This is a genomic window from Ensifer sp. LC163 (genome assembly GCF_001695855.1).
In the GTDB taxonomy this organism is placed as follows: domain Bacteria; phylum Pseudomonadota; class Alphaproteobacteria; order Rhizobiales; family Rhizobiaceae; genus Ensifer.
Genome location: NZ_MBSS01000012.1, coordinates 403,565 through 424,055 on the forward strand (window position 1 = coordinate 403,565; position 20,491 = coordinate 424,055).

Here is a 20,491-nt window from a genome sequence, read left to right on the forward strand (position 1 = left end):
CCGCGGGTCAACATGGCGTGTCAGCGATGCTGCAATGCCTTAACCTGGCTGGACGGCTGCTTAAGTCGATGCGGCTTTGAGGAGTTATCCGGCAGGCAAATCGCCTTTACGACATCGGAGACGAAACCGTGAGAACGTGCCTCAAAGGGCGCCGATCTCCCTGAGTTTTTTCAACACTTTCGCATTGGGCTCGCCGGTCTGCGGCAGGCGATAGTGCTTCTCGAAATGGCGGATGGCCGCGCGCGTCTGGTCTCCCACGACGCCGTCGACGACGATGTCGGCATAGGCGAGATTGCTCAAGCCCTTCTGGATGTTCAAAACCAGCTCACTCGATACCGGGATTTCCGCACGCGGAATGAACATCTTGTCGGTCTCGGCCGAGCGGATAGCGGCGGCAACCGGATCGGCATCGGCAACGGCCCGTTTCGGGTCGGCGTAGGGTCGGCTTGCCGGCATTGCCGCGGCCATCTTCTGGCCGGACGTAGCCCTCAGCGTGCGCAGCAACTCGGCGCTCGCGGTCCCCGTCTCAGTGCGCCCGGCCTGCTTCTCAAACCGCAGGATCGCGGCTGATGTGCGTGGGCCCGAGCGCCCATCCGGCACGCCATCGTAAAGGCCGATGCGGTTTAGTTCCTTCTGGATGTCGGCGACCAACGCCAGAGTGGACGTGACCGGCAGCGAGGCGACACGTTCGGGTGACGGTTTTTCGGCAGGCGCCTCGGACGGTGCGGCTGCGATCACGTCCTCGACGCTTTCCGTGCCCTTGTCGTCCTCGCGCTTGATGACGAAGGTAGTGACGTTGCGCGGTTCGATCTCGGCGCCCTTGGCGGCGGCAATGCGCTCGGCCGTCTCCGGGCTGACAAGCGGCACGCGGGTGCGGAGCAGAGGTGATGGATGCGCGCCGTGCTGATACCACATGGCGTTGGCGGCGACGAACGAGAAGACCACGGCAAAGGCAGCCGAACCGCCGGCGCTCAAGGGATGGCGGGCCACCAGCCGGCCAGCAAGCGCAACACCGCGGCCGGCGAGAGCCAACCCACGCATGGCAAGGCCTGGCGCAGAACGCGCCGCCTTCTTGCGTTCAGGCTGTTTTCGCTTGCGCGGCGCCATATCCCCGTTCCTCGTTCAAACCCGTCCTTTCGAATCGGTCACCATCGGCAACCACCTGCGTGTCGTTATCTCTCAGCCGCGGCGGAAATTCGACGGTGACGGCCGAGCGTGGCTCCTCACGATTGGCCTCGACGATGCCAGACCCGTCGGCAGGCAGCGTAACGGTGATCACCGTGCCCTCGCGCTCGCGGCTGCGGATCGCGATCTCGCCGCCGTGAAGCGCAACAAGGCCCTTGACCAACGAGAGACCGAGACCGGTGCCCTCGTAGCGGCGGGTATAATCGTTCTGGATCTGGACGAAGGGTTGCCCCAGCATCTGCAATTTGTCGGCCGCGATGCCGATGCCGGTGTCGCTGACGGTCAGCTTCAAGAACGGGCCGTCGAGTTCGGCGTCGATCGTGACCATGCCGCCTTGGTCGGTGAACTTGATGGCATTTCCGACAAGGTTGATCAGAACCTGCTGGAGGGCACGCTGGTCGGCATTGATCTCGCCGACGCCGCGGGTCACGCGGCTGGCAAGCTTGACGCCCTTCTCCTGCGCCTGATGCGACAGCATCGCTTCGCAGGCGGCGACGGCTTCCGCCACGCGGAAGGGTTCGGGAACCAGTTCGTAGCGGCCCGCTTCGATCTTGCTCATGTCGAGCATCGTGTTGACGACCGACAGCAGGTGTTCGCCCGACTTGTGGATCAGGCTGACATATTCGCGCTGGCGGTCGTTTTCGAGCCGGCCGAAATACTCGCCGGACAAGACGTCGGAGAAGCCGAGGATGGCGTTGAGCGGCGTGCGCAGTTCATGGCTGACGGCCGCAAGGAAACGGGTCTTGGCATCGTTGGCCGATTCCGCTTCCGCCGTTCTCGCCGCAGCTTCGGCGCGCAGCCGTGCTTCCCGCGAGACATCGCGCGACTGCGCCAGAATCGCCGTCAGACGGCCGTTGCGGTCGAGCAGCGGCGCCAGTTCGCAGCACATATGGACGAACTGTTCGCCTTCCGCCGGCAGCAACTGGCGTTCGATGCGAATATCGACGGTTGCCCGCTCACCGCCCTGGCGCAGCACGTCGATCGCGCTCAGGAACGTGATGCGGTCGGAGACGTGGATCTGCTCGATGAAGCCGCGGCCACCCGGGTCGCGCATCAGGGTCAGGTGCTCCGCCGCGTCGCGGCCGTGAATGGAGAGAACGTTGCCGCGCAGATCGTGCACGGTCACGAGACCGGCGAAAAGGTCGTAGGCGGCCGAAAGATCCGGAAGGTCAGGTGCTGCCGGCTCAGGCGTTTCTGCAACCTGGCTGCCGCGTCCGCGAGCAATGGCAGCAGCAGCGGCCAGCAGCGAGGCGGACGCCCACAGAGCGGTGCCGAGCGGCAATGCGGAGGAAACGGGCATGGCGAGCGCGAGTGCCAGCGGTACTGCCGGAAGCGCGGTCAAGGAGACTGCTGCAACGGTACGCAGACGCTTGAGGTCGCGACGGCCGATGGCGGAGCCGGCCTCGCGGCGAGGCAACCACAGGGCAGCGGCCTCGTCCACGCGGGACGTCCATCTGCCAGCCATGTCACGCAATACGCTCACGCCTTACCCTGCCACATTTGTTGTTCTTGCGAGGCTGTGAGTGACCGGTTTCCGCTTCATGCGGACCGCCATTCGAACTGCCTCGTGACATGTCGGAATCTCGCATCCCCGGCTTAATGAAAGAATAAACGGGAGTGTCCCGGAATGGCGCTAAACGCCTGAAAAATCCCGTTTTGAGGCAATTCGGACGACCTTCATTTCTTGTGGTTAACGGGGCGTAAGCAACGGATTTCCGTGCATTTTCCGCCTCTCGTTAAGGATTTGGGCAAGGCGCCCCGGTGCCGTTGCCCACGCTTTCGGGCTTTGCCGGCGGCCCGCCGCCACGAACCTTAACGGCAAAAGCTAAAATGCGACACAAATGCCCGGCAATTCCTGAAAATCGGGAATTTCATTAAAATTCGAAACAAATGCTGCGGGTTTTTGAAAAGCCGTCTTGTGATTCCCCGCCTAATGTCGGTCTCAACAAAGGGCCGGGCGACGAAAGACGGCGGTCCTCATGGAAACGACGGTGGGCGTGAACGGGTATCAGGGGATACTGCGGCGCTCCAGGATGCCGAAAGCGGAAAAACCGGCTAGAAGACCGGCGGGCGCGGCAGCCGAATACAGGATGGGCAGAACATGTGGTTTCTCATCAAGGCGACATTCTGGTTTTCGATGGTGCTGGTGCTGCTGCCGTTCCTCGATCCATCGAGCGCAGAGAAGCTGGAGCACGGACCGAAGGTCGAGCTCGGCGATACCTTCTCGGCCGCCAATGAGGCTTTCCAGTATATCAGCGCGATCTGCATCCAGAAGCCCGAGGTCTGCGAAAAGGGTGCTGAAACCTTCGTCGCTCTCGGCCACCGGGCCCGTGAAGGCGCTCGCATCGCCTATGAATTCCTTGACACCCAGTTTGCTGAAACCGATGCGATCAAGCCCGACGCCAAGGTGACGACCGGCACTGTCGGCCAGGCGGCCGATGCCGCCACCCAGCTGGTCGCGCCGATCGAACAGACCGCTGCAGAGACCGCTCCGGTGTTCAAGCGCACCCCGGTTCCGGAAAAGCGCCTCGACCCTAAGGCATCTCTCACCCAGTAAACATTTCTTGCCGTTGCAACACGTCCGCTGCCATCGACGGCCAACATTTGACACTGCCTGACTTGCCGCCTTCTTGCGGCCGCCGCGAGGATCCCATCCCCTCGCGGCGTTTTTCTTTTTCGGCCTGCAACCGAGGGGTTGTCCAACAACAGGCTCGCACAAGACATGGCTGTTTAGGTCCCCGCACATTCTGCGGAGGCTGCCCCGATGCAGATATACGGGTTCTTTTCCAACGCCAGCGCGGTGCGTGCGACCACAGTCGGATCGCCGGCCGGCATTGATGCGGCACCGCTGGCGCAAAGAAACGGATCTTCCCTTCTCAATCTCCTGCGCGCAGACGATGAAACCACCGCCAATCGCAAGGCCGTGGCCAAGAAGAAGCTGGACGAACTGAAGGAACAACTGCAGATGCTGCGGTTCTGGGCCTCGGACCCGGAGACGCTTGCACGGCTTGCAAAACAGTTGGCCCAGCAGCTTGGCGCAGCCGCACAGCAATTCTCCGGCGGTGGCTCGGCTGGCATGGAAGGAGGCGGCGACGCCGCGGCCGGTGCAGCGTCTGCAACAGCAACGGCGGCCTCGGCGATGATGCAGGTAAGTGCCGACGAGACGGCAAATGCCGGTGGCAAAGACGGCAAGGACAGCGACACGACCGGGCCATCGTCCTTTGCCGAGCGCGCCTACCGCGAATTCAGCTCCAATAGTTCGGAGGATCACTCCGATGCAAGCACAAGCGCGGAGTTCAAGGCGCTTGCCGAGCAGCTCAAACAACTGCTGAGGAAGGCGGAGCAGGATCTGCGTGCCAAGGGCGCCGCCAGCGACGCGGACGACGCGAGGAAGGCGGGCGCGGCGCTCACCACCTCGATTGCATCTCTCGACGCACCCGGGACAGCCGGCGCGATTGCCGCTGCCATCGCAATCCCCACAAGCGTTTCGATCTGATGCCGCTTGCGCGGCCGAATTGAGCGCTGATGCGACTGGTACCAACCTGCGCTGATATTGACCGCTTGCCTGGGACCGTGTGCGGTCATCCGGGAAGGAGCGGACCTCAGAGCGATGCCTTGGCATCGGTCGAGGATTGCGATGCTGCGGGTGGCCGACAGACGACCCACCCGAAGGGCCGGGCGCAATAGGTCAATATCAGCGCAGGTTGGTTTGAGTGGTGATTCGCAGTTCTCATCCGTGCTACCATCACCTATATGAAAGTCACGACGATCCCGGCACCTTAAACACTGCTGTGGATCGCGGCACAGGCATCGATCTCGGGCGGCGACGGGCGCCGCCGGACGGTGTCGATAATCGGACCGGACCATGACCACGCTTGACCAGATCATCGACGACTTCATCTTCCTCGACGAATGGGAAGATCGCTACCGCTATGTGATCGAACTCGGCAAGGCCCTGCCCGAGATGCCCGATGCCAAGCGCACCAGTGAGAACAAGGTGCAGGGCTGTGCCAGCCAGGTCTGGCTCGCCACCCAGGTGACGGGCGACCCGGAGGATCCGATTTTGGTCTTCGAAGGCGAATCCGACGCACACATCGTGCGCGGACTGGTCGCCATCGCGCTTGCGATCTATTCCGGCAAGCATGCTTCCGAGATCTCCAGGCTCGATGCCATCGATACATTCAGCAAGATCGGGCTGATCGAGCATCTGTCGACACAGCGCGCGAACGGCCTGCGCTCGATGATCCGGCGCATCAAGAACGAAGCCGAGACCCGCCTCGCCGCCTGATACCAACCTGCGCTGATATTGGCCATTTTCCCAAACTGAAAACACAAAGGCCGGGCAAACGCCCGGCCTTTGTGTTCAATGCCTCTCCAACCATCAAGCCAGACCGGTGCCGAGCGCGGTCAAGGCAATGGTCGTCAGGTCGACTTACTTGCCGCGACGCTTGCGGCGCTGGCCGAGGCCCATTTCCTTGGCGAGGCGTGACCGTGCTTCGGCATAGGCGGGCGCAACCATCGGGTAGTCGGTCGGCAGGTCCCACTTCTCGCGATACTCTTCCGGCGACAGGCTGTGATGCGTCATCAGGTGGCGCTTCAGCGACTTGAAGGTACCGCCACATTCGAGGCAGGTGATCTGGTCGTCCTGAACGGACTTGCGCACCGACACGGCCGGCTTCGGCTTTTCAACGGGAACCACGACCGGCGCAGGTGCAGCCGTGTTGTTGAGAGCCGAATGGACGTCGGCGATCAGCGTCGAGAGCTCGGCGGCCGGAACGACATGGTTGCTGACATAAGCGGAAACGATCTCAGCCGTCAGTTCAACCAGAAGTTCATGGCTCGCGCCAAGCGTTGTTTCAGTCATTTCATTCTCCTATCGGAATTCAGCACAAACCCGAAACATGTTTCAGGAAGAGGAATACATGCAAATGCCGCCGGGAAGCCTTCGCTGCCTTGGGACAGACCATCAATCGCGCAGCAAGGACAAATTCTTGCCGCAATATCAAGAGTTGGAATTTTGATCACGAAACCTATTGCCGAGTCGCTGGATCAACCAGCCTCTCAAAGCAACAGCCAATATTCACAACTCAAGCTGGAATTTCAGCTCTAAGTATTTTCCACGACGACACTTTACATTTACTCGATTAACATCGATCTGCGAAAATTCCAAACATAAATTTGGGCGACGGCAGCAACTTTATTTCGCAATTGCTAACGCGGCCGCGATCTATCGCGATGTGCTGAAATACAGAATCAGAAACGTTGCCGTTCAATGCCGGCGCGGCTCTTCCTTTTGCGGAAGCTGATCTATGACCGATTGTTTCGTCAGCCTGTAACCCGCCTGATGAGCGGCCTTTGCCAAGAGATGAGCGGAAATGGGGGCCGTCAGTACGAAGAAAAAGAAACCTGCCAATGCCCGAAACAGTATTGCGATATCGAGCGAGTGCAGTCCCGCGGCCAAAAGCAGCAGGCCCGAACCAACGGTGCCAGCCTTGGAGGCGGCGTGCATACGGGTGTAGAGGTCGGGAAAACGTACGATACCGATCGCCGCCAGCAAGGAAAACATGGCGCCACCGACAAGCAGGACAGCAACACAAAGCGCAATGATGGCCTCGAACATCGGTCCCATCAGCGTCCTCCCTTGCGTTTGTGCCGGGCAGTCTTGGCTTGCTGCGGACGACCCCGCTTCCCGGCAGCGGGCGCTGCCTGCTGCGGGCTCGCCCTCTCCGGTGAGAGACCGCGTGCCAGAACGAAGCGGGCAAAGGCGACGGTTGCGAGGAAGCCGACCAAGCCAAGGGCAATGGCGATATCGATATAAAGATTGAAGCCGGTGCGGATGGCAACGACCGCGATAAGCCCGATGGCAATGGCCACGAGCATATCGAGGCCCAGGACCCGGTCGGGCAGCGTCGGGCCGCGGATGATGCGCCACACGGTCACCAGCAGCGCCGTGGACAGCAGCACGAGTGCAAAGCCGGTGGCGGCCGAAAGAATCTGATCCGGAATCGTCATTCGAAAGCCTCCCGGATGCGGCGTTCGAAGCCATTGGCGATATCGCGCCTGAGGCCCCCTGGGTCCGCACAATCAAGCGCGTGAACGTAGAGGGTCTTGCGGTCCTCCGAGACGTCGACCGAAAGCGTGCCCGGCGTCAGCGTGATCAGGTTGGCAAGCAGCGCAATCTCGAAGTCGCTCTTGACCGTCAGCGGGTAGGAGAAGATCCCCGGCTTCAGTCGCATTTTCGGTTGGACGACCATGAGAGCGACCTTGGTCGCAGAGACTGCCAGCTCTTTGAAGAACAATGCCGTCAGCAGGAGGATCTTCAGCGGCCGAACCGGATAGGCGACAGGCTGCAGTTCGCGCCGGATCAGCCATAGGGATAGCGCGCCCATGGCAAAGCCAAGCAAGAGGTTCGGCACGCTGAGGCTGCCGCTGATTGCGGCCCAGATCGCGGTGAAGATCAGATTGATCCAGAGCAGCTTGATCATCGGGCGGCTCCCGGGAAGACCGAGTTCAGATAGCTCGACGGCTCGGAAAGCCCGGCTGCGGCATTCTGGATCGTTGAAAGCAGCCGCTCGGGATAGAGGCCGATCGTGAGCGTCAGCACAGTCAGCGCCGCCAGCGGCAGAAGAATGGCAGCGGGGATCTGCGCCTCGGCCGTTGCCCCCCGCCCTTCGGCCGCGTCCCGCCAATAGGCAAGCAGGAAGAAACGGCCGGTGGCGATCGTGGTCAGGAAACCGGTGACGAGCAGCGCCGCGGCAAGCCACCAGGCGCCGATGTCGAGCGCGGCCTTGACCAGCATGACCTTGGGCCAGAATCCCGAGAACGGCGGCAGGCCGGACACCGCAAAGGCGAGCATCAGACTAATGGCGGCGAAGCCGACATGGCGGCGATAAAGGCCGGCAAGCGACAACAGCGAGAAGCTGCCGCCAAGCTTCGCTGCGACGCCGGAAGCAAAGTAAAGTGCCGTCATCACAAGCATCGAATGCAGGGCATAGAAGATCGCGCCGCCGATGCCGCCCGGCCCGCCGACGGCGACGCCAGCGAGGATCGAGCCGATACCGGAGATCACGAGATAGCCGAGCATGCGGCGGAAATCCGACTGTGCCAATGCGCCGAAGACGCCAACCAGCATCGTCAGAGCGCCGACAGCCGCCATGACGAAGCTGAGCTCCTCCCGCTCCAGCGGCAACAGCATCACAGTGACGCGGATCAGCGCGTAGATCCCGACCTTGGTCAGCAGCCCTGCAAAGAGCGCCGACACGACAACGCGCGGCGTATGATAGGACGCCGGCAGCCAGAAATTGACGGGGAATGCCGCCGCCTTCATCCCGAAGGCCAGCACGAACAACGCCGTCAGTGTCATCAACGGCGCGGTGCCGCGCAGGCCTTCCGCCTTGCGAGCAATGTCGGCCATGTTGAGCGTGCCGAAGCTCGCATAGAGATAGCCGGTCGCAATCAGGAACAGAGTCGTCGCGACGAGATTGAGGAAACCGTATTTCACCGCGCCGTCGATCTGCTCGCGCTCGGAGCCGAGCACGATCAGGCCGAAGGACGAGATCAGCAGCACCTCGAACCAGACGTAGAGGTTGAAGATGTCGCCGGTCAGAAACGCACCCGAGACGCCGGCCATCAGCAGCATCAGGAAGGGATAGAAACCGTATCGCCGGCCACTGTCATTGATGTCGGCAAGCGAGTAGATGCCGCCGGCAAGCGCAACGATGGAGGCCGCGAGCGCAAAGAGCGCGCCGGTCAGGTCGACGGTGAAAGCGATGCCGAAAGGCGGCAGCCAGCGCCCCATCACCATCGTCATCGGACCGCTAGCGATCACTTGCTGCAGCAGCAGCCCGTCGATCACCACCAGGCCGGCGAGCCCCGCGACCGCGATGAACGGATGCAGGCCGATCGGGCGGCGCAGCATGACGAGCAGCGCCCCGAACGCCAGGCACCAGGCGACCGGTAGGATCACCAGCCAATCGGCAGCCGCAACCGGCTCGATAACGAGGGCTGCGGAAAGATCGGCGGGGGGTGAAGTCGAAACGGCCATGGGTCGGTCAGTATCCAAGCGGCTGAGCCGGCTCTTCTTCCGGCTCGGCGACGCGCATCTCGTCGGTATTGTCGGTCGAAAGATCCTCGTAGGCGCGCCAGGCCAGAACCAGCAGGAAAGCGAAGAAGGAGAAGGAGATGACGATCGCCGTCAGGATGAGGGCCTGCGGCAGCGCATTCGCCGCCCGCCCGGCGAGCGTATCGGCGCCCTCCGGAACAACGGGCGGGACGCCGCGCGTCAGCCGACCGCCGGTGAAGATCAAAAGGTTGACGGCATTACCCAGGATCGCGACGCCTAGCAGAACGCGAATGATGTACTTCGACAGCAGCAGATAGATCGCAACGGTAAAGAAGATGCCGACGAGCAGCGCGAACCACGCCTCCATCATTCACCTCCCCGCTCTTCGAGCGACAGGGCGATCGAGCTGATGGCGCCGACGACGACGAGATAGACGCCACAGTCGAACAGCATCACCGTCGATAGCGGCACCTCTACGCCAAACAGGGATGGATAGACCCAAAGCCCGGTCATGAAGGGCACGCGCGCGGCTACCGAAATCAAGCCGGCGATGGTGGCAGCGAAGAGGCCGGCGCCCGCGATCGCCATCGGATGGAAGTAGATGGCGCGACGCACGGTCTCCACGCCGCAGGCGATACCGTAGATCGCCAGCGCCGACACGGCGATCAGCCCGCCGATGAAGCCGCCACCCGGCTCGTTGTGGCCGCGCAACAGCACGAAGATCGAAAACAGCACCATCAGGCTGGTCAGAAACGGCGCGACGGCACGGAAAATCACCGATCTCATGCGCGATCCTCCGCATCCGGGTCATTGTCGGCAATGCGCCGCAGCGAGCCGGCCCTGAGGCGAACGAGAGACAGGATGGCGAGACCCGTCACCATGACGACGGCAATCTCTCCGAGCGTGTCCGTGCCGCGGAAATCGACGATGATGACGTTGACGACATTGGCGCCATGCGCAACCGTCTTCGAATAGAGATTGAAGAAGTCCGTCAACGAGGCGTCAAAGGGCACGCCGGTAACCTTCAGCAGCATCAGCCCGAAACCGAGGCCGCAGGCGAGCGCAATGGCCACATCAGGCACTTTCTGGATGAGCGGCCGGTGGTCGGAGGGCGAGAGCCTCAACCGCGTCATCACCAGCGCCAGCACCACAACCGACAGGGTCTCGATCATGAACTGGGTGAAGGCGAGATCCGGCGCACCATAGAGCAGGAAGATGACGGCGACGGCAAAGCCCTGAATGCCGAGCGAGACGATCGCAGTCAGCCGGTCGGCCGCGCGCACGACGGCGAAGAGCCCGATGACGGCGATCGCCATGATCGCAAGCTCGTGCAGCGGCACGTTGCCAGCAAAGAACGGCGCACGCGGCAGTTCGCCGTAGTAAAGCGGCGCGCCCAGCAATACGGCGGCGACCAGCACGAATGTCGCCGTCATGTAGACGTCAAGACGACCGGATTGCAGCCGGCGCGTCAGCGCGACGGAAAAGCGGACGAGGCCGCGCATGAACTGATCGAAACCGCGATCCGGCCCCCAGCCGATGTCGGCAAGAATCGTTGCGATGAAGGCGCGCAGACGGGCGAGGTTGAGATAGAAGACGACGCCCAGAACGACGGTCGCAAGAGACAACACCAGCGGCATGCCGATATGCGGAACCACCGAGATTGTGACCTGCCTGCGCTCGCCGGCAATCGCGGTCGCCATCGGCGCCGACACAAGCTCGTGGGTGAGATTGGACAGTAGCGCTGCCGAAAGCCCTTTGACCGCCAAAAGCGCCGGGCCGAGCCAGAGAAGCAGCGGCGCCTCGTGTGCGCACTTCGGCGTTTTTACCGTTGGGCCGATAAAGGGCTTGAGCCCGACGGCGAACGCGACGGCAAACATCAGCGCATTGCCGACGATGGCAAGGGCAGCGAACACCATCGCGCGCCGGTCGAAGCCGGAGAGCGCGTAATAGATCTCTTCCTTGGCGAGGAAGCCAAAGAACGGAGGCAGGCCGCCCATGGAAAGCGCCGAGGCGAGCGCGATCACGAATGTCAGCGGCATGGCGGAACGCAGTCCGCCGAGCTTCGTCACATCGCGCGCGCCGGTCTCGTGGTCGATGATGCCGGCGACCATGAACAGCGCGCCCTTGAACAGCGAATGCGCAACGAGATAAAGCGCCGCCGCCTCGATGGCATGCGGGAAACCGAGGCCGGTCAACATCACAAGGAGACCGAGGGATGCCATGGTGGTGTAGGCGAGCATCAGCTTGAGGTCGGTCTGGCGGCAGGCGAGAACGGCGCCGATCACCAGCGTGGCGCCGCCGAACAGCGGCAGCAAAATCTGCCATTCCGGCGTTCCGCCGAGCACCGGGTTCAGGCGCATCAGCAGATAGACGCCAGCCTTCACCATCGTCGCGGAATGCAGGTAGGCCGAGACGGGTGTCGGCGCCTCCATCGCGTTGGGCAGCCAGAAATGGAAGGGAAACTGGGCGGACTTGGTGAAGGCGCCGCCGAGCACCAGCAGCAGTGCCGCGAGATAGAACGGGCTCTCGCGCATTTCCGGACCAAAGGACGTGAGCAGCGAAAGCTGCGTGACGCCGGTGACGTTCCAGATGATCAGCAGGCCCGCAAGCAGGAAAAGCCCACCTCCCCCGGTGACCACCAGCGCCTGAAGGGCCGCGCGCCGGGCCGCCTCGCGCGAATGGTCGAAGCCGATCAGCAGAAACGAGGTGATCGAGGTCAGCTCCCAGAAAACGAACAGCATCAGGAAGCTGTCGGACACCACGAGCCCGAGCATCGATCCCATGAACATCAGGATGAACGAGAAGAACCGCCCCTGTTGCGGGTGCCCCTTCAAGTAGCCGCCGGAATAGAGCACGATCAGCGTGCCGATACCGGCGATCAGAAGCGCGAAGGTCAGCGACAGGCCATCGATCAGCCAGGAGAAGCTGACATTGAAAGATGGGATCCATTCATAGCCGCCAGTGACGGTTTCGCCGCGAGAGACCTCTGGCCAAAAGCGCATGAAGTGCAGGACGATCGCCGCAGGAAAAAGCGCAAGGATCCAGGCCGCATTGTGCCCCAGGAGTCGGGTCAGGAGCGGCGCGACAAGTGCCGCGACGAAAGGGAGGGCCAAGGCCAGCAATGTCAGGGCCGCAACATCCATCGTCCGGGCGCGCTCCTTTGCGATTTGATTGTCGGATCAAACGAATACCCGACATAAAAGATGGGTGGAGGCGCCTCAAGTGCGAATCGGGTAAAATCGACGTTATGCCCTGTTAACTCCGGCAAATGCCCGGAAGATCTCCGGTTTTCTTGTGAGATTGGCGGTTATGCTTGGCGGCCAGGGCAAATCATCCGATGTGGCATCGCCTTAACATTCACGCCCGCTCGGTGCGGGTCATCGCCGCCGATCAGCCGGCGTACGCGATTAAAGTGTTGTTAGCAACGTGCGGTGCTATCTGTCGCGCAGCACCCGCTGTGTCTGGTATTTCGTTGCGAATGGATGGTATTTCGGGCGTGCGAGATGCGGTAGGGTCGGCTCCCTTCGCCCGAGAATTTGAAAAATCGTCAAGTATTTGAATTTTCAGGAATTGCGACTGTATTTCATGCCTTCTGACGGGCGCGACATGAGATCGTTCGCTACCGCCGTTTGGCTGAGGCACGGAACTGTACAGCGTTTCTCTTGAACCCGCGAGGTCTGGCTTGGAACGGTCTCACATTGTGGCGGTGACCAGTGTACTGGCGGCGCTCGGCGCCATCCTTCCGATCGTCGCCGCGTTCTATCTCTCGTGGTCGGTCGCCACCAGCAGGGAAGAGAGCCGCCTCGCTCGCCTTGCCGAATATGCGATCATGCGCGCCGATATGGCGTTCGGCGAAGCAACGTCGGCGCTCAAGGCTGCGGACGGGTTCAGGTTCACGCCCTGCTCGCAGGAGCATATCGCGGCGATGCGCACTCTTGTCGTCACCACGCGCTCCATCGAGGATATCGGCTACTTTGAGAACGATGAGCTGAAGTGCACCTCCTGGGGCAAGCCGGAAACGACGATCGCCCGCCAACAAGTCGACTTCACCACAGCCAACGGCATCGGCGTGACGGCGCGGGTTCACCCGACGATCAGCAACGGTCGGGCGATGCTGGGATTCCGGTACCGATCCTACAGCGCGCTGACCGATCCGGCTCGGCTCGTCGACGTGCTCGCCTCCCCGGATACGCGCCTTGCGATCGCCAGCGACACCGGCACCCTCGTTGGCGCGTTGAACGACCCGGATGCGTCGCTGATCAAGCGGCTGATAGAGCATCCGCAGACCGGCAGCGATGCGGACAATCTGTTTGCCGCCTCGACCGGATACGGCTGGATTGCCATTGCGACATCGTCACGGGCGTCGCTGCTGGACGATCTCGGCCGCGAACGACTGCTGCTCCTGCCGCTCGGCGCGATTGTCGCTGCATTGATGGTCGGCCTCGTCTTCTGGCTGTCGCGGCGACGCCTGTCGCCGCTCGGCGAACTCTCGATCGCCGTGCAACGCCGCGAATTCATCGTGCACTACCAGCCGCTCATCGAGATGAAGACCGGCATCTGCGTCGGCGCGGAAGCGCTGGTGCGCTGGCGCAGGCCTGACGGCTCGCTGGTCAGGCCTGATACCTTCATCCCGCTTGCAGAAGAAAACGGCCTGATCCAGGCCATTACCGATCAGGTTATCGACGGGGTCATCAAAGATCTTGGGCCCGTCCTTGTCGCCGACCGTTCGCTGCACATCGCCATCAACCTCTCGGCCGACGACATCAAGTCGGGCCGCATCCTGCCTGTCATCCAGGCCGCGCTCGCGAACTCTGGTGTCCTGACCGAGCAGATCTGGCTTGAGGCCACCGAACGCGGCTTCATGGACGTGAAATCCGCCCGGGCAACAATCGAGGAAGCCCGCCGGCTCGGCCATTCCGTGGCGATCGACGATTTCGGCACCGGCTATTCCAGCCTGCAGTATCTCCAGGACCTGCCGCTCGACGCATTGAAGATCGACAAATCCTTTGTCGATACGGTGGGTCTCGTCTCGGCGACGAGCGCCGTTACCCCGCATATCATCGACATCGCCAAATCGCTGAACCTCTACATCGTCGCCGAAGGCATCGAACGACAGGAGCAGGCAGACTATCTGCTGGAGCGCGGCGTGCATTACGGCCAGGGCTGGCTCTATTCCAGGGCCCTGCCCGCGCCTGAGTTCATCGCATTCTACAACGACAGCAAACGCGTTCGCGGTGCCGGCCCGACCGTGATCCGGCGAGACATTCCCGAGGTATCGCCGGCCGTCGGCGGCGATTGAAAACCACACCCCGCATCACGTCGATCGAGCTGCAGTTTCACTGCCGGCCACAGCCCCGGCACACAGCAGCCTCCCGGCGCGCGAGCATGATTTGCGGCACGTCGCCGGCGATCCTATATAGTCGTCGAAAATCACAGGGAGATCTTCGATGAGAGACGCAAGGGCGCCGAAAGTGATCAAGACCGATGCGGAGTGGCGCGCGCAGTTGTCGCCCGAACAATTCCGCATCACCCGCGAACACGGCACCGAGCGCCCCTTCACCGGCCCGTTCCTCGCCAACAAGAAAGCGGGCACCTACGAATGTGTCTGCTGCAGCCGGGCGCTGTTTCGCTCCGATACCAAGTTCGATTCCGGCTGCGGCTGGCCAAGCTATTTCGCGGCGATCGACGCCGAGGCGATCCGCGAGATCGAGGACCGTTCGCATTTCATGGTGCGCACCGAAATCCGTTGCGCCGACTGCGATGCCCATCTCGGACACGTCTTTCCCGACGGCCCGCCGCCGACTGGCCTGCGCTACTGCCTCAACGGCCACGCGATGACGTTTACCGAGGATTGACACAAACAGACGGAAGCATTGGCAGTCCTGGCGCTGTTCCAATAGAAACAGCGATCCGTACACGGATGTGCTATTCATAATGAAGCCGTCGAAGCAAGCCTGGAGGAGGTCCGCGTGCGTCGCATTCTGACTGCATTCGTTCTTCTGCTTTCGGCTGCCTTTCCGGCCGCGGCGGACAATGACTGGCACGCCTACACCGATCCCCGCTTCGGCTATATCCTCGACATTCCGCCCGGTTTCGAACTGCAGGGTGAAGCCGACAATGGCGATGGCGTCAGCTTCCACGCCAATGACAACGGCGCCACGCTCGCCGTTTTCGGCAGCGAGCTCGTCGACGGCGATTTCGAGATCGATGTCAACGACCGCATGGCGAGCGAACGGGAAGACCAATGGCGGATTTCCTATTCGCGCGTGACGGCAGCCTGGGCAAGTTTCTCCGGCGTGCGCGGCGAAGAGGTGTTTTACACGCGGGCGATCGCACTTTGCGACGGCAGTGCCGCCTATTTCCGGCTGCAGTATCGCAAGAGCCGGTTGACCAGCTTCGATGGTGTCATCTCACGGATGGCCGAGGCTCTCAGGCCTTCGGAAGGCTGCCAGCAGACGCCGGTGGCGGCAGCGCCCGTCGCGGCGCCGAACTGAACAATCGGCGTTTTCGCTTGCAGATCAGGAAATCGCCTGGCCGCTCAGGCAGTTGAGCACGGCCGAATAATGCACGGCGGCGCCGGTGACGACGAAGGCATGCCAAATGGCATTCTGGAAGCGAAGCCTCTCCCAGACATGGAAGATCACGCCGGCGGAATAGATGATGCCGCCGATGAGGATCAGCACCAGCGTTGTCGTCGACAACGCCGACAATAGCGGCCCCACCGCAAGCACGCCGCTCCAGCCCATGGCGAGGTAGAGCAGGATCGCCAGCCGGTCGAAGCGACCGGGGAAAAGACACTTGATCACCACACCGAGGGCGGCAATCGCCCAGATGCCGATCAGCATCGCAAACAGGAACGGATCCTCCCAGCCGCGCTGGAGGAAGGGCGTATAGGTGGCGGCGATCAGCACGAAAATGGAAGAGTGGTCGAAGCGGCGCAGAAACCATTTTGTCCGCGAAACCGGATAGAGATTGTAGAGAAACGAAATCGACAAGGTCGCCAGCAGTCCGGCGCCGTAGATCGCGGCGGCGGCAAGCTGGCCGGTCGTGCCAAAAAGCATCGCGTAGAAGATCAGAGCAGTCACGCCGACGAGTGCAGCCGCAAGGCCGACACCATGCACGATCCCATCGGCGATCAGTTCCGATCGATCGTAGTTCCATTTGACGCCGGCGAACTCCACACTTCCCCACTTCCGACCTTCATCGCCCCCAGGCACCGGCCGTTTTCTTATGAAGTCCTATCCTGCCACAGCGAGCTGCCACAGCAAAGTGCTCGGCGATGGCGAAAGCATCAACTTTTGCAACGCATTACAACAGAGCCATGACGTGTTTGCGAAGACCGACATCCCTGGTCTGCGGCCTGCAGAGCAACCACATTGGCGACGGAAACGGGCAAACGACGCGCACGGGGAGGACATCGATGACAACGCTGCGCACGCCGGAGCCGGAACAGGCCGAAATCCTGACGGAGCTTTGCCTACGGTCAAAGGCCGTCTGGGGTTATGGCGAGCTTTGCGCGTCTAAATAGACGCGCGGCGCTGTAGCTGGCTGAAAGCCGCAACGAGGACATGCATCGCAAGCAATCCGTGCCTCGGGGACGTCTGATGCCCCCCTCACGGCGGACAACATCTTCACTTCGCGCCGGCCGCGACCTCGGCGGCGCATTCCTGACAGAGCGGCGCATGGGGCACGGCATCGAGCCGTTCTGGGGAAATCGACAGGCCGCAGCGGACGCAAGTTCCGAAGGTGCCGGCCGCGATGCGATCGAGCGCCGCGTCGATTGCGCGGATTTCCTCCTGGCCGGCAAGGCCGAGGCCCTCCAGCACTTCGTCGTTCTCCCGTTCGGTTACCCGATCCGGCACATCGGCATTCATTGGCTGATCGAGGTCATGCTCGATCTTCACCAGTCGGCCGTAGAGTTCGTGTTTGCGGCTGCTCAGCCGTTCATGAAAGTCGTCAAGCGCAAGCTTGTCCATAGGAAGACTCCTTGAAGTCGTGGCACTTCAGGCGCGCCACGCTCCTGTTCTTGATTGTTGGCGGCTCACCGGTCGACGAGAACGGCACAGGGGCAATGGCTGACGACCCGGCTGGCGGTCGACCCGATGAAATAGTCGATCAAGCCCGGCCGATGCGAGGCAATGATGACCAGGTCGGCGTTTTCTTCCCTAGCGAGCGCATTGATCGTGCCGGCGGCGCCGCCGGTACGGATCTCGATGCGTCCCTTGATCCCGTGCTTGGCCTTCATCGCTTCCAGCGTCTTCAATGCATGCCTGCGCGATTCCTCGACCATTTCCAGCGGGAAATCGACGATCATGTAGCCTTGGGCATAGGCGTTCAGATCCTCGACGACATTGAGCAGGACTATCTCGCCCCCTTCATCGATCAGCTTTTCGGCGATGCCGAGCACGGACTCACCATGCTCCAGTTGATCCATGGCAATAGGGACGATGATCTTCTTGTACATACTGCACTCCTTTGCGTTGCCTACCCGGATCGCCGGCGCCGAAACGCGGGGAAATCCCTCGCCTTCGAGACTGAGCCCAGACGACTCTTCCGGCATTGATTGAAATCAAATCGAAAGCGCCGCGACTGCATTGCCCTGTACAATTGAGCTAGGGCGACAACGGCCACTGTCAACGCTCATCGAACACAACATCAAGCGACTGGCGGTCTTTCGTGAACGCCGACTTCGGCCCATATTCAGGGGACAGTTTCAACGAAACTGAGGCCCGACAAGGCCAGTGGTTTCGGCGCCGAAGGAGGCAACAGATGACGTCCACCCAGAGCACGCCGCTTATCGACATTGCTGCCGATCACGCATTGGCCATGCCGGCGCATGTCGATCATTCGCATCTGGTGGTGGAGGATCTACCGACGGTGTCGCAGTGGTATCAGCGCATCATGGGACTGAAGCCGCTTGAAACGAGCACCAGCGGCGTGACGCTGGGTGTCGGCGGCCGCCCGCTGTTGACGCTGACCACGGCCGGCAACGCGGCCAGAGCGCCACGAAACGCACCCGGTCTCTTCCATACGGCCTTCCTCGTTCCGAACCGCCAGGAACTCGGACGTTGGCTCGCCCATGCCGCCCACAACGATGTCCGCCTGCAAGGCGCATCCGACCATCTCGTCAGCGAAGCGATCTATCTCGCTGACCCGGAAGGAAACGGCATCGAGGTCTATCGTGACCGGCCGCGGAACGAATGGAACTTCAAGCCGGACGGCACGGTCGGCATGGATACGCTGCCGCTCAACCTGCAGGCGCTTTATGACGAGGCGCCGAAGGACGACTGGAATGGCCTTGCCGACGGTACGGGCATCGGCCACATCCATCTGCAGGTGTCCGATATCCCCGAGGCAGACGCCTTCTTCCGGGACATACTGGGGCTCGGGTTGATGGCGCGGTATCCGGGCGCGAGCTTCTTCGGCTCGGGCAAGTATCACCACCATGTCGCCGCCAACATCTGGAACTCGCGCGGCGCGCCCAAACGTCAGGCCAATATGACCGGCCTCTCCGATTACACGATCCAGTTCAAGGATTCTGCAGAGCTTGCGAAAGCGGTTGGCAAGCTCGACGGGATGGGCATCCTGGTGAACCGAAACGGCACGACATACAGCCTCGTCGACCCCTGGGGGATCGGCCTCAGGCTTGCAGCCTGACGCCCTGCTGCTCACGCCCCTCCCGTATCACCCGCAGGCCAAACGCCGCGTCGCGCTCAGTCCGCGGCGCGGTCGTATTTCTGCTGGGCGGCCAGCACCGTCTCGATATTGTCTTCGGCCCAGCGGCGCAAAGCGTCGACGGTGGCGGTCAGCGTTCGCCCGAGCGGTGTGATCGCATATTCGACCGTCACCGGAACCGTGGCAAAAACCTTGCGGCTGACCAGCCCATCACGTTCCAGCTTCTTCAACACCTGCGACAGCACTTTTTGCGAGATGCCATCGATCTCGCGTTTCAACTGGTTGAACCGCACGGGTTTGTCATCGAGGCGGCCAAGCACCAGAACCGCCCATTTATCAGCCAGGCGATCCAGAACCATTCGCGTCGGACAAGTCTGGATATAGACGTCGTATTCCATCGGGCGCATGCTCCAACTGGCGGTTTCCAGGAGGAAACCATGTCACCGGAAAGTGCCTCCTTTACAGCATTTCCCGGCACTTATATCTAGTTTCCGTTATTAACATGGTTTCATATCGATACCAAGGAGACGGATATGGCAGGCAAGATTCTGGTACTCGCAGCAAACGGTACCGTCGGTCGCAAGGTCATCGGCGCATTGGTCGCGAAGGGAGAACGCGTCAAGGCCGCGACGCGCAAGGCAACGCCGATCGCAGGCGCCGAGGCCGTCGCCTTCGACTATCGCGACAGCTCGACCTATGGCTACGCGCTCGACGGCGTCGATCGGATGTTCGTGCTGACCCCGGGCGGACACCTCGATCCGGTCGGGCTGCTGACGCCGATCATCACGGCCGCGGCGGCGCGCGGCGTCAAGATCGTGCTGATGACCGTCATCGGCGTCGATGCCGACGACAGCATTCCCTATCGCCAGGTCGAACTGCTGGTCGAAAAGACCGGCGTACCGTTCGTCATCCTCAGGCCGAACTGGTTCTCCGACAATTTTCAGAACTACTGGATCGAAGGCATTCGCCATGGCGCGATCGCGGTCCCGGCGGCAGACGGCAAGACGAGCTTTATCGACACGCGTGACATCGCCGAAAGCGCGGCTGCCGCACTGACCAGCAATGCATTCAACAACCGTGCCTTCAACCTGACTGGCCCCGAGGCGCTCAGCTACGGCGAAGCGGCGGCGATCCTGTCGCGCGTCATCGGCAAGCCGATCACCTACACGCCAATCGATGACGAGACCTTTGTTGGAATCCTGACCGGTGCCGGCGTGCCCGAAAACTATGCGCGCTTCCTTGCCTCGATTTTCCATCCGGTGCGTGAGGGCTGGACGGCGGCACCGACCGGCGACGTCAAGACGCTGACCGGCCACGAACCCCGCAGCCTCGAAACCTACGCCCGGGACAATGCCGCAACGCTTGCCTCCTGACCGCACGTATCAGGCCTGAACTCAAACCCTCGCCTGTTCGACCGACGGGCGGGGCTTTTCGAATTCACGGCCGAACCCCTGCCAGATGAATGGCTGTGTCAGCGCAGATGCGTTCTCCGATTACCGCCAGGATTGTGAACTCAGTAGCACTGATGCACCCTGCGGCATCACGCCGCTGGAAAAATATGGGATAATC

Annotated in this window: 22 protein-coding genes; 8 read left to right on the forward strand and 14 right to left on the reverse strand. The window is 61.9% G+C overall.

What is annotated here, in order from left to right:
• Positions 1-141: 141 nt before the first annotated feature.
• Complete coding sequence (locus tag BC360_RS11855; RefSeq protein WP_065795323.1) at positions 142-1,107, reverse strand: peptidoglycan-binding protein; 966 nt, start codon at positions 1,105-1,107, stop codon at positions 142-144.
• The gene (locus BC360_RS11860) at positions 1,079-2,650 is read right to left on the reverse strand and encodes a sensor histidine kinase (protein ID WP_065795324.1); all 1,572 of its coding nucleotides are present in this window, start codon (positions 2,648-2,650) and stop codon (positions 1,079-1,081) included. The genes BC360_RS11855 and BC360_RS11860 overlap by 29 nt, the downstream gene beginning before the upstream one ends.
• A gap of 636 nt (positions 2,651-3,286) precedes the next feature.
• Here BC360_RS11860 and BC360_RS11865 point away from each other — a divergent pair.
• The 3 genes from BC360_RS11865 (at position 3,287) to BC360_RS11875 (ending at position 5,473) form a co-directional block, all read left to right on the forward strand.
• Positions 3,287-3,742, forward strand: a complete 456-nt coding sequence (locus tag BC360_RS11865) for a DUF5330 domain-containing protein (RefSeq protein ID WP_065782203.1) — start codon at positions 3,287-3,289, stop codon at positions 3,740-3,742.
• Between the two features lie 207 nt (positions 3,743-3,949).
• Entirely contained in the window at positions 3,950-4,681 is a 732-nt protein-coding gene (locus BC360_RS11870) for a hypothetical protein (protein ID WP_065795325.1), read from the forward strand.
• 369 nt (positions 4,682-5,050) lie between these two features.
• Positions 5,051-5,473, forward strand: a complete 423-nt coding sequence (locus BC360_RS11875) for a SufE family protein (RefSeq protein WP_065782208.1) — start codon at positions 5,051-5,053, stop codon at positions 5,471-5,473.
• A gap of 144 nt (positions 5,474-5,617) precedes the next feature.
• On the opposite strand, the gene BC360_RS11880 is transcribed toward BC360_RS11875, so the two are convergent.
• From BC360_RS11880 to BC360_RS11915, 8 genes are all read right to left on the reverse strand, one after another.
• Positions 5,618-6,049: a MucR family transcriptional regulator gene (locus BC360_RS11880; protein WP_065782210.1), complete on the reverse strand. Its 432-nt coding sequence runs from the start codon at positions 6,047-6,049 to the stop codon at positions 5,618-5,620.
• Between the two features lie 405 nt (positions 6,050-6,454).
• Positions 6,455-6,805 carry a monovalent cation/H(+) antiporter subunit G gene (gene mnhG, locus BC360_RS11885; protein WP_065782415.1) on the reverse strand — a complete coding sequence of 117 codons (351 nt, stop codon included), beginning with the start codon at positions 6,803-6,805 and terminating at the stop codon, positions 6,455-6,457.
• 8 nt (positions 6,806-6,813) lie between these two features.
• On the reverse strand, positions 6,814-7,197 hold the full coding sequence (locus BC360_RS11890; RefSeq protein WP_065782212.1) for a cation:proton antiporter: 384 nt from the start codon (positions 7,195-7,197) through the stop codon (positions 6,814-6,816).
• Positions 7,194-7,667 (reverse strand): Na+/H+ antiporter subunit E, encoded by a 474-nt coding sequence (locus tag BC360_RS11895; RefSeq protein ID WP_065782418.1) that lies wholly within the window; start codon positions 7,665-7,667, stop codon positions 7,194-7,196. The genes BC360_RS11890 and BC360_RS11895 overlap by 4 nt, the downstream gene beginning before the upstream one ends.
• Positions 7,667-9,229: a Na+/H+ antiporter subunit D gene (locus BC360_RS11900; RefSeq protein ID WP_065795331.1), complete on the reverse strand. Its 1,563-nt coding sequence runs from the start codon at positions 9,227-9,229 to the stop codon at positions 7,667-7,669. Before BC360_RS11900 ends, BC360_RS11895 begins: the two co-directional genes overlap by 1 nt.
• A gap of 7 nt (positions 9,230-9,236) precedes the next feature.
• Positions 9,237-9,614 (reverse strand): Na+/H+ antiporter subunit C, encoded by a 378-nt coding sequence (locus tag BC360_RS11905; protein WP_065782216.1) that lies wholly within the window; start codon positions 9,612-9,614, stop codon positions 9,237-9,239.
• Entirely contained in the window at positions 9,614-10,033 is a 420-nt protein-coding gene (locus tag BC360_RS11910) for a Na(+)/H(+) antiporter subunit B (protein ID WP_065795334.1), read from the reverse strand. Before BC360_RS11910 ends, BC360_RS11905 begins: the two co-directional genes overlap by 1 nt.
• Positions 10,030-12,390, reverse strand: a complete 2,361-nt coding sequence (locus BC360_RS11915; RefSeq protein ID WP_065795336.1) for a putative monovalent cation/H+ antiporter subunit A — start codon at positions 12,388-12,390, stop codon at positions 10,030-10,032. Before BC360_RS11915 ends, BC360_RS11910 begins: the two co-directional genes overlap by 4 nt.
• Positions 12,391-12,947: 557 nt before the next feature.
• On the opposite strand from BC360_RS11915, the gene BC360_RS11920 reads away from it, so the two are divergent.
• The 3 genes from BC360_RS11920 (at position 12,948) to BC360_RS11930 (ending at position 15,741) form a co-directional block, all read left to right on the forward strand.
• The gene (locus BC360_RS11920; RefSeq protein WP_244512712.1) at positions 12,948-14,546 is read left to right on the forward strand and encodes an EAL domain-containing protein; all 1,599 of its coding nucleotides are present in this window, start codon (positions 12,948-12,950) and stop codon (positions 14,544-14,546) included.
• 148 nt (positions 14,547-14,694) lie between these two features.
• The gene (msrB, locus tag BC360_RS11925) at positions 14,695-15,102 is read left to right on the forward strand and encodes a peptide-methionine (R)-S-oxide reductase MsrB (protein WP_065782223.1); all 408 of its coding nucleotides are present in this window, start codon (positions 14,695-14,697) and stop codon (positions 15,100-15,102) included.
• A gap of 114 nt (positions 15,103-15,216) precedes the next feature.
• Entirely contained in the window at positions 15,217-15,741 is a 525-nt protein-coding gene (locus BC360_RS11930; protein ID WP_065795337.1) for a hypothetical protein, read from the forward strand.
• A gap of 24 nt (positions 15,742-15,765) precedes the next feature.
• Here BC360_RS11930 and trhA read toward each other — a convergent pair whose 3' ends face one another.
• From trhA to BC360_RS11945, 3 genes are all read right to left on the reverse strand, one after another.
• The gene (gene trhA, locus BC360_RS11935; protein ID WP_065782226.1) at positions 15,766-16,428 is read right to left on the reverse strand and encodes a PAQR family membrane homeostasis protein TrhA; all 663 of its coding nucleotides are present in this window, start codon (positions 16,426-16,428) and stop codon (positions 15,766-15,768) included.
• Between the two features lie 450 nt (positions 16,429-16,878).
• Positions 16,879-17,223, reverse strand: coding sequence for a TraR/DksA family transcriptional regulator (locus BC360_RS11940; protein ID WP_065795338.1), 345 nt, complete (start codon positions 17,221-17,223; stop codon positions 16,879-16,881).
• A gap of 65 nt (positions 17,224-17,288) precedes the next feature.
• On the reverse strand, positions 17,289-17,711 hold the full coding sequence (locus BC360_RS11945; protein WP_053250771.1) for a universal stress protein: 423 nt from the start codon (positions 17,709-17,711) through the stop codon (positions 17,289-17,291).
• A gap of 305 nt (positions 17,712-18,016) precedes the next feature.
• On the opposite strand from BC360_RS11945, the gene BC360_RS11950 reads away from it, so the two are divergent.
• Positions 18,017-18,904, forward strand: a complete 888-nt coding sequence (locus BC360_RS11950) for a VOC family protein (RefSeq protein ID WP_065795339.1) — start codon at positions 18,017-18,019, stop codon at positions 18,902-18,904.
• A gap of 56 nt (positions 18,905-18,960) precedes the next feature.
• Here the strand turns inward: BC360_RS11950 and BC360_RS11955 are convergent, their stop codons facing one another.
• Positions 18,961-19,320 carry a winged helix-turn-helix transcriptional regulator gene (locus tag BC360_RS11955; RefSeq protein WP_065795579.1) on the reverse strand — a complete coding sequence of 120 codons (360 nt, stop codon included), beginning with the start codon at positions 19,318-19,320 and terminating at the stop codon, positions 18,961-18,963.
• 135 nt (positions 19,321-19,455) lie between these two features.
• Here BC360_RS11955 and BC360_RS11960 point away from each other — a divergent pair, with 135 nt between their 5' ends.
• Positions 19,456-20,295, forward strand: coding sequence for an SDR family oxidoreductase (locus BC360_RS11960; protein ID WP_065782238.1), 840 nt, complete (start codon positions 19,456-19,458; stop codon positions 20,293-20,295).
• Positions 20,296-20,491: the final 196 nt, after the last annotated feature.

Coding starts and splice junctions, on each gene's coding strand:
- BC360_RS11855 (WP_065795323.1), bottom strand. CDS start 1,107: ATGGCGCCGCGCAAGCGAAAACAGCCTGAACGCAAGAAGGCGGCGCGT.
- BC360_RS11860 (WP_065795324.1), bottom strand. CDS start 2,650: ATGGCTGGCAGATGGACGTCCCGCGTGGACGAGGCCGCTGCCCTGTGG.
- BC360_RS11865 (WP_065782203.1), top strand. CDS start 3,287: ATGTGGTTTCTCATCAAGGCGACATTCTGGTTTTCGATGGTGCTGGTG.
- BC360_RS11870 (WP_065795325.1), top strand. CDS start 3,950: ATGCAGATATACGGGTTCTTTTCCAACGCCAGCGCGGTGCGTGCGACC.
- BC360_RS11875 (WP_065782208.1), top strand. CDS start 5,051: ATGACCACGCTTGACCAGATCATCGACGACTTCATCTTCCTCGACGAA.
- BC360_RS11880 (WP_065782210.1), bottom strand. CDS start 6,049: ATGACTGAAACAACGCTTGGCGCGAGCCATGAACTTCTGGTTGAACTG.
- mnhG (WP_065782415.1), bottom strand. CDS start 6,805: ATGTTCGAGGCCATCATTGCGCTTTGTGTTGCTGTCCTGCTTGTCGGT.
- BC360_RS11890 (WP_065782212.1), bottom strand. CDS start 7,197: ATGACGATTCCGGATCAGATTCTTTCGGCCGCCACCGGCTTTGCACTC.
- BC360_RS11900 (WP_065795331.1), bottom strand. CDS start 9,229: ATGGCCGTTTCGACTTCACCCCCCGCCGATCTTTCCGCAGCCCTCGTT.
- BC360_RS11905 (WP_065782216.1), bottom strand. CDS start 9,614: ATGGAGGCGTGGTTCGCGCTGCTCGTCGGCATCTTCTTTACCGTTGCG.
- BC360_RS11910 (WP_065795334.1), bottom strand. CDS start 10,033: ATGAGATCGGTGATTTTCCGTGCCGTCGCGCCGTTTCTGACCAGCCTG.
- BC360_RS11915 (WP_065795336.1), bottom strand. CDS start 12,390: ATGGATGTTGCGGCCCTGACATTGCTGGCCTTGGCCCTCCCTTTCGTC.
- msrB (WP_065782223.1), top strand. CDS start 14,695: ATGAGAGACGCAAGGGCGCCGAAAGTGATCAAGACCGATGCGGAGTGG.
- BC360_RS11940 (WP_065795338.1), bottom strand. CDS start 17,223: ATGGACAAGCTTGCGCTTGACGACTTTCATGAACGGCTGAGCAGCCGC.
- BC360_RS11945 (WP_053250771.1), bottom strand. CDS start 17,711: ATGTACAAGAAGATCATCGTCCCTATTGCCATGGATCAACTGGAGCAT.
- BC360_RS11950 (WP_065795339.1), top strand. CDS start 18,017: ATGACGTCCACCCAGAGCACGCCGCTTATCGACATTGCTGCCGATCAC.
- BC360_RS11955 (WP_065795579.1), bottom strand. CDS start 19,320: ATGGAATACGACGTCTATATCCAGACTTGTCCGACGCGAATGGTTCTG.
- BC360_RS11960 (WP_065782238.1), top strand. CDS start 19,456: ATGGCAGGCAAGATTCTGGTACTCGCAGCAAACGGTACCGTCGGTCGC.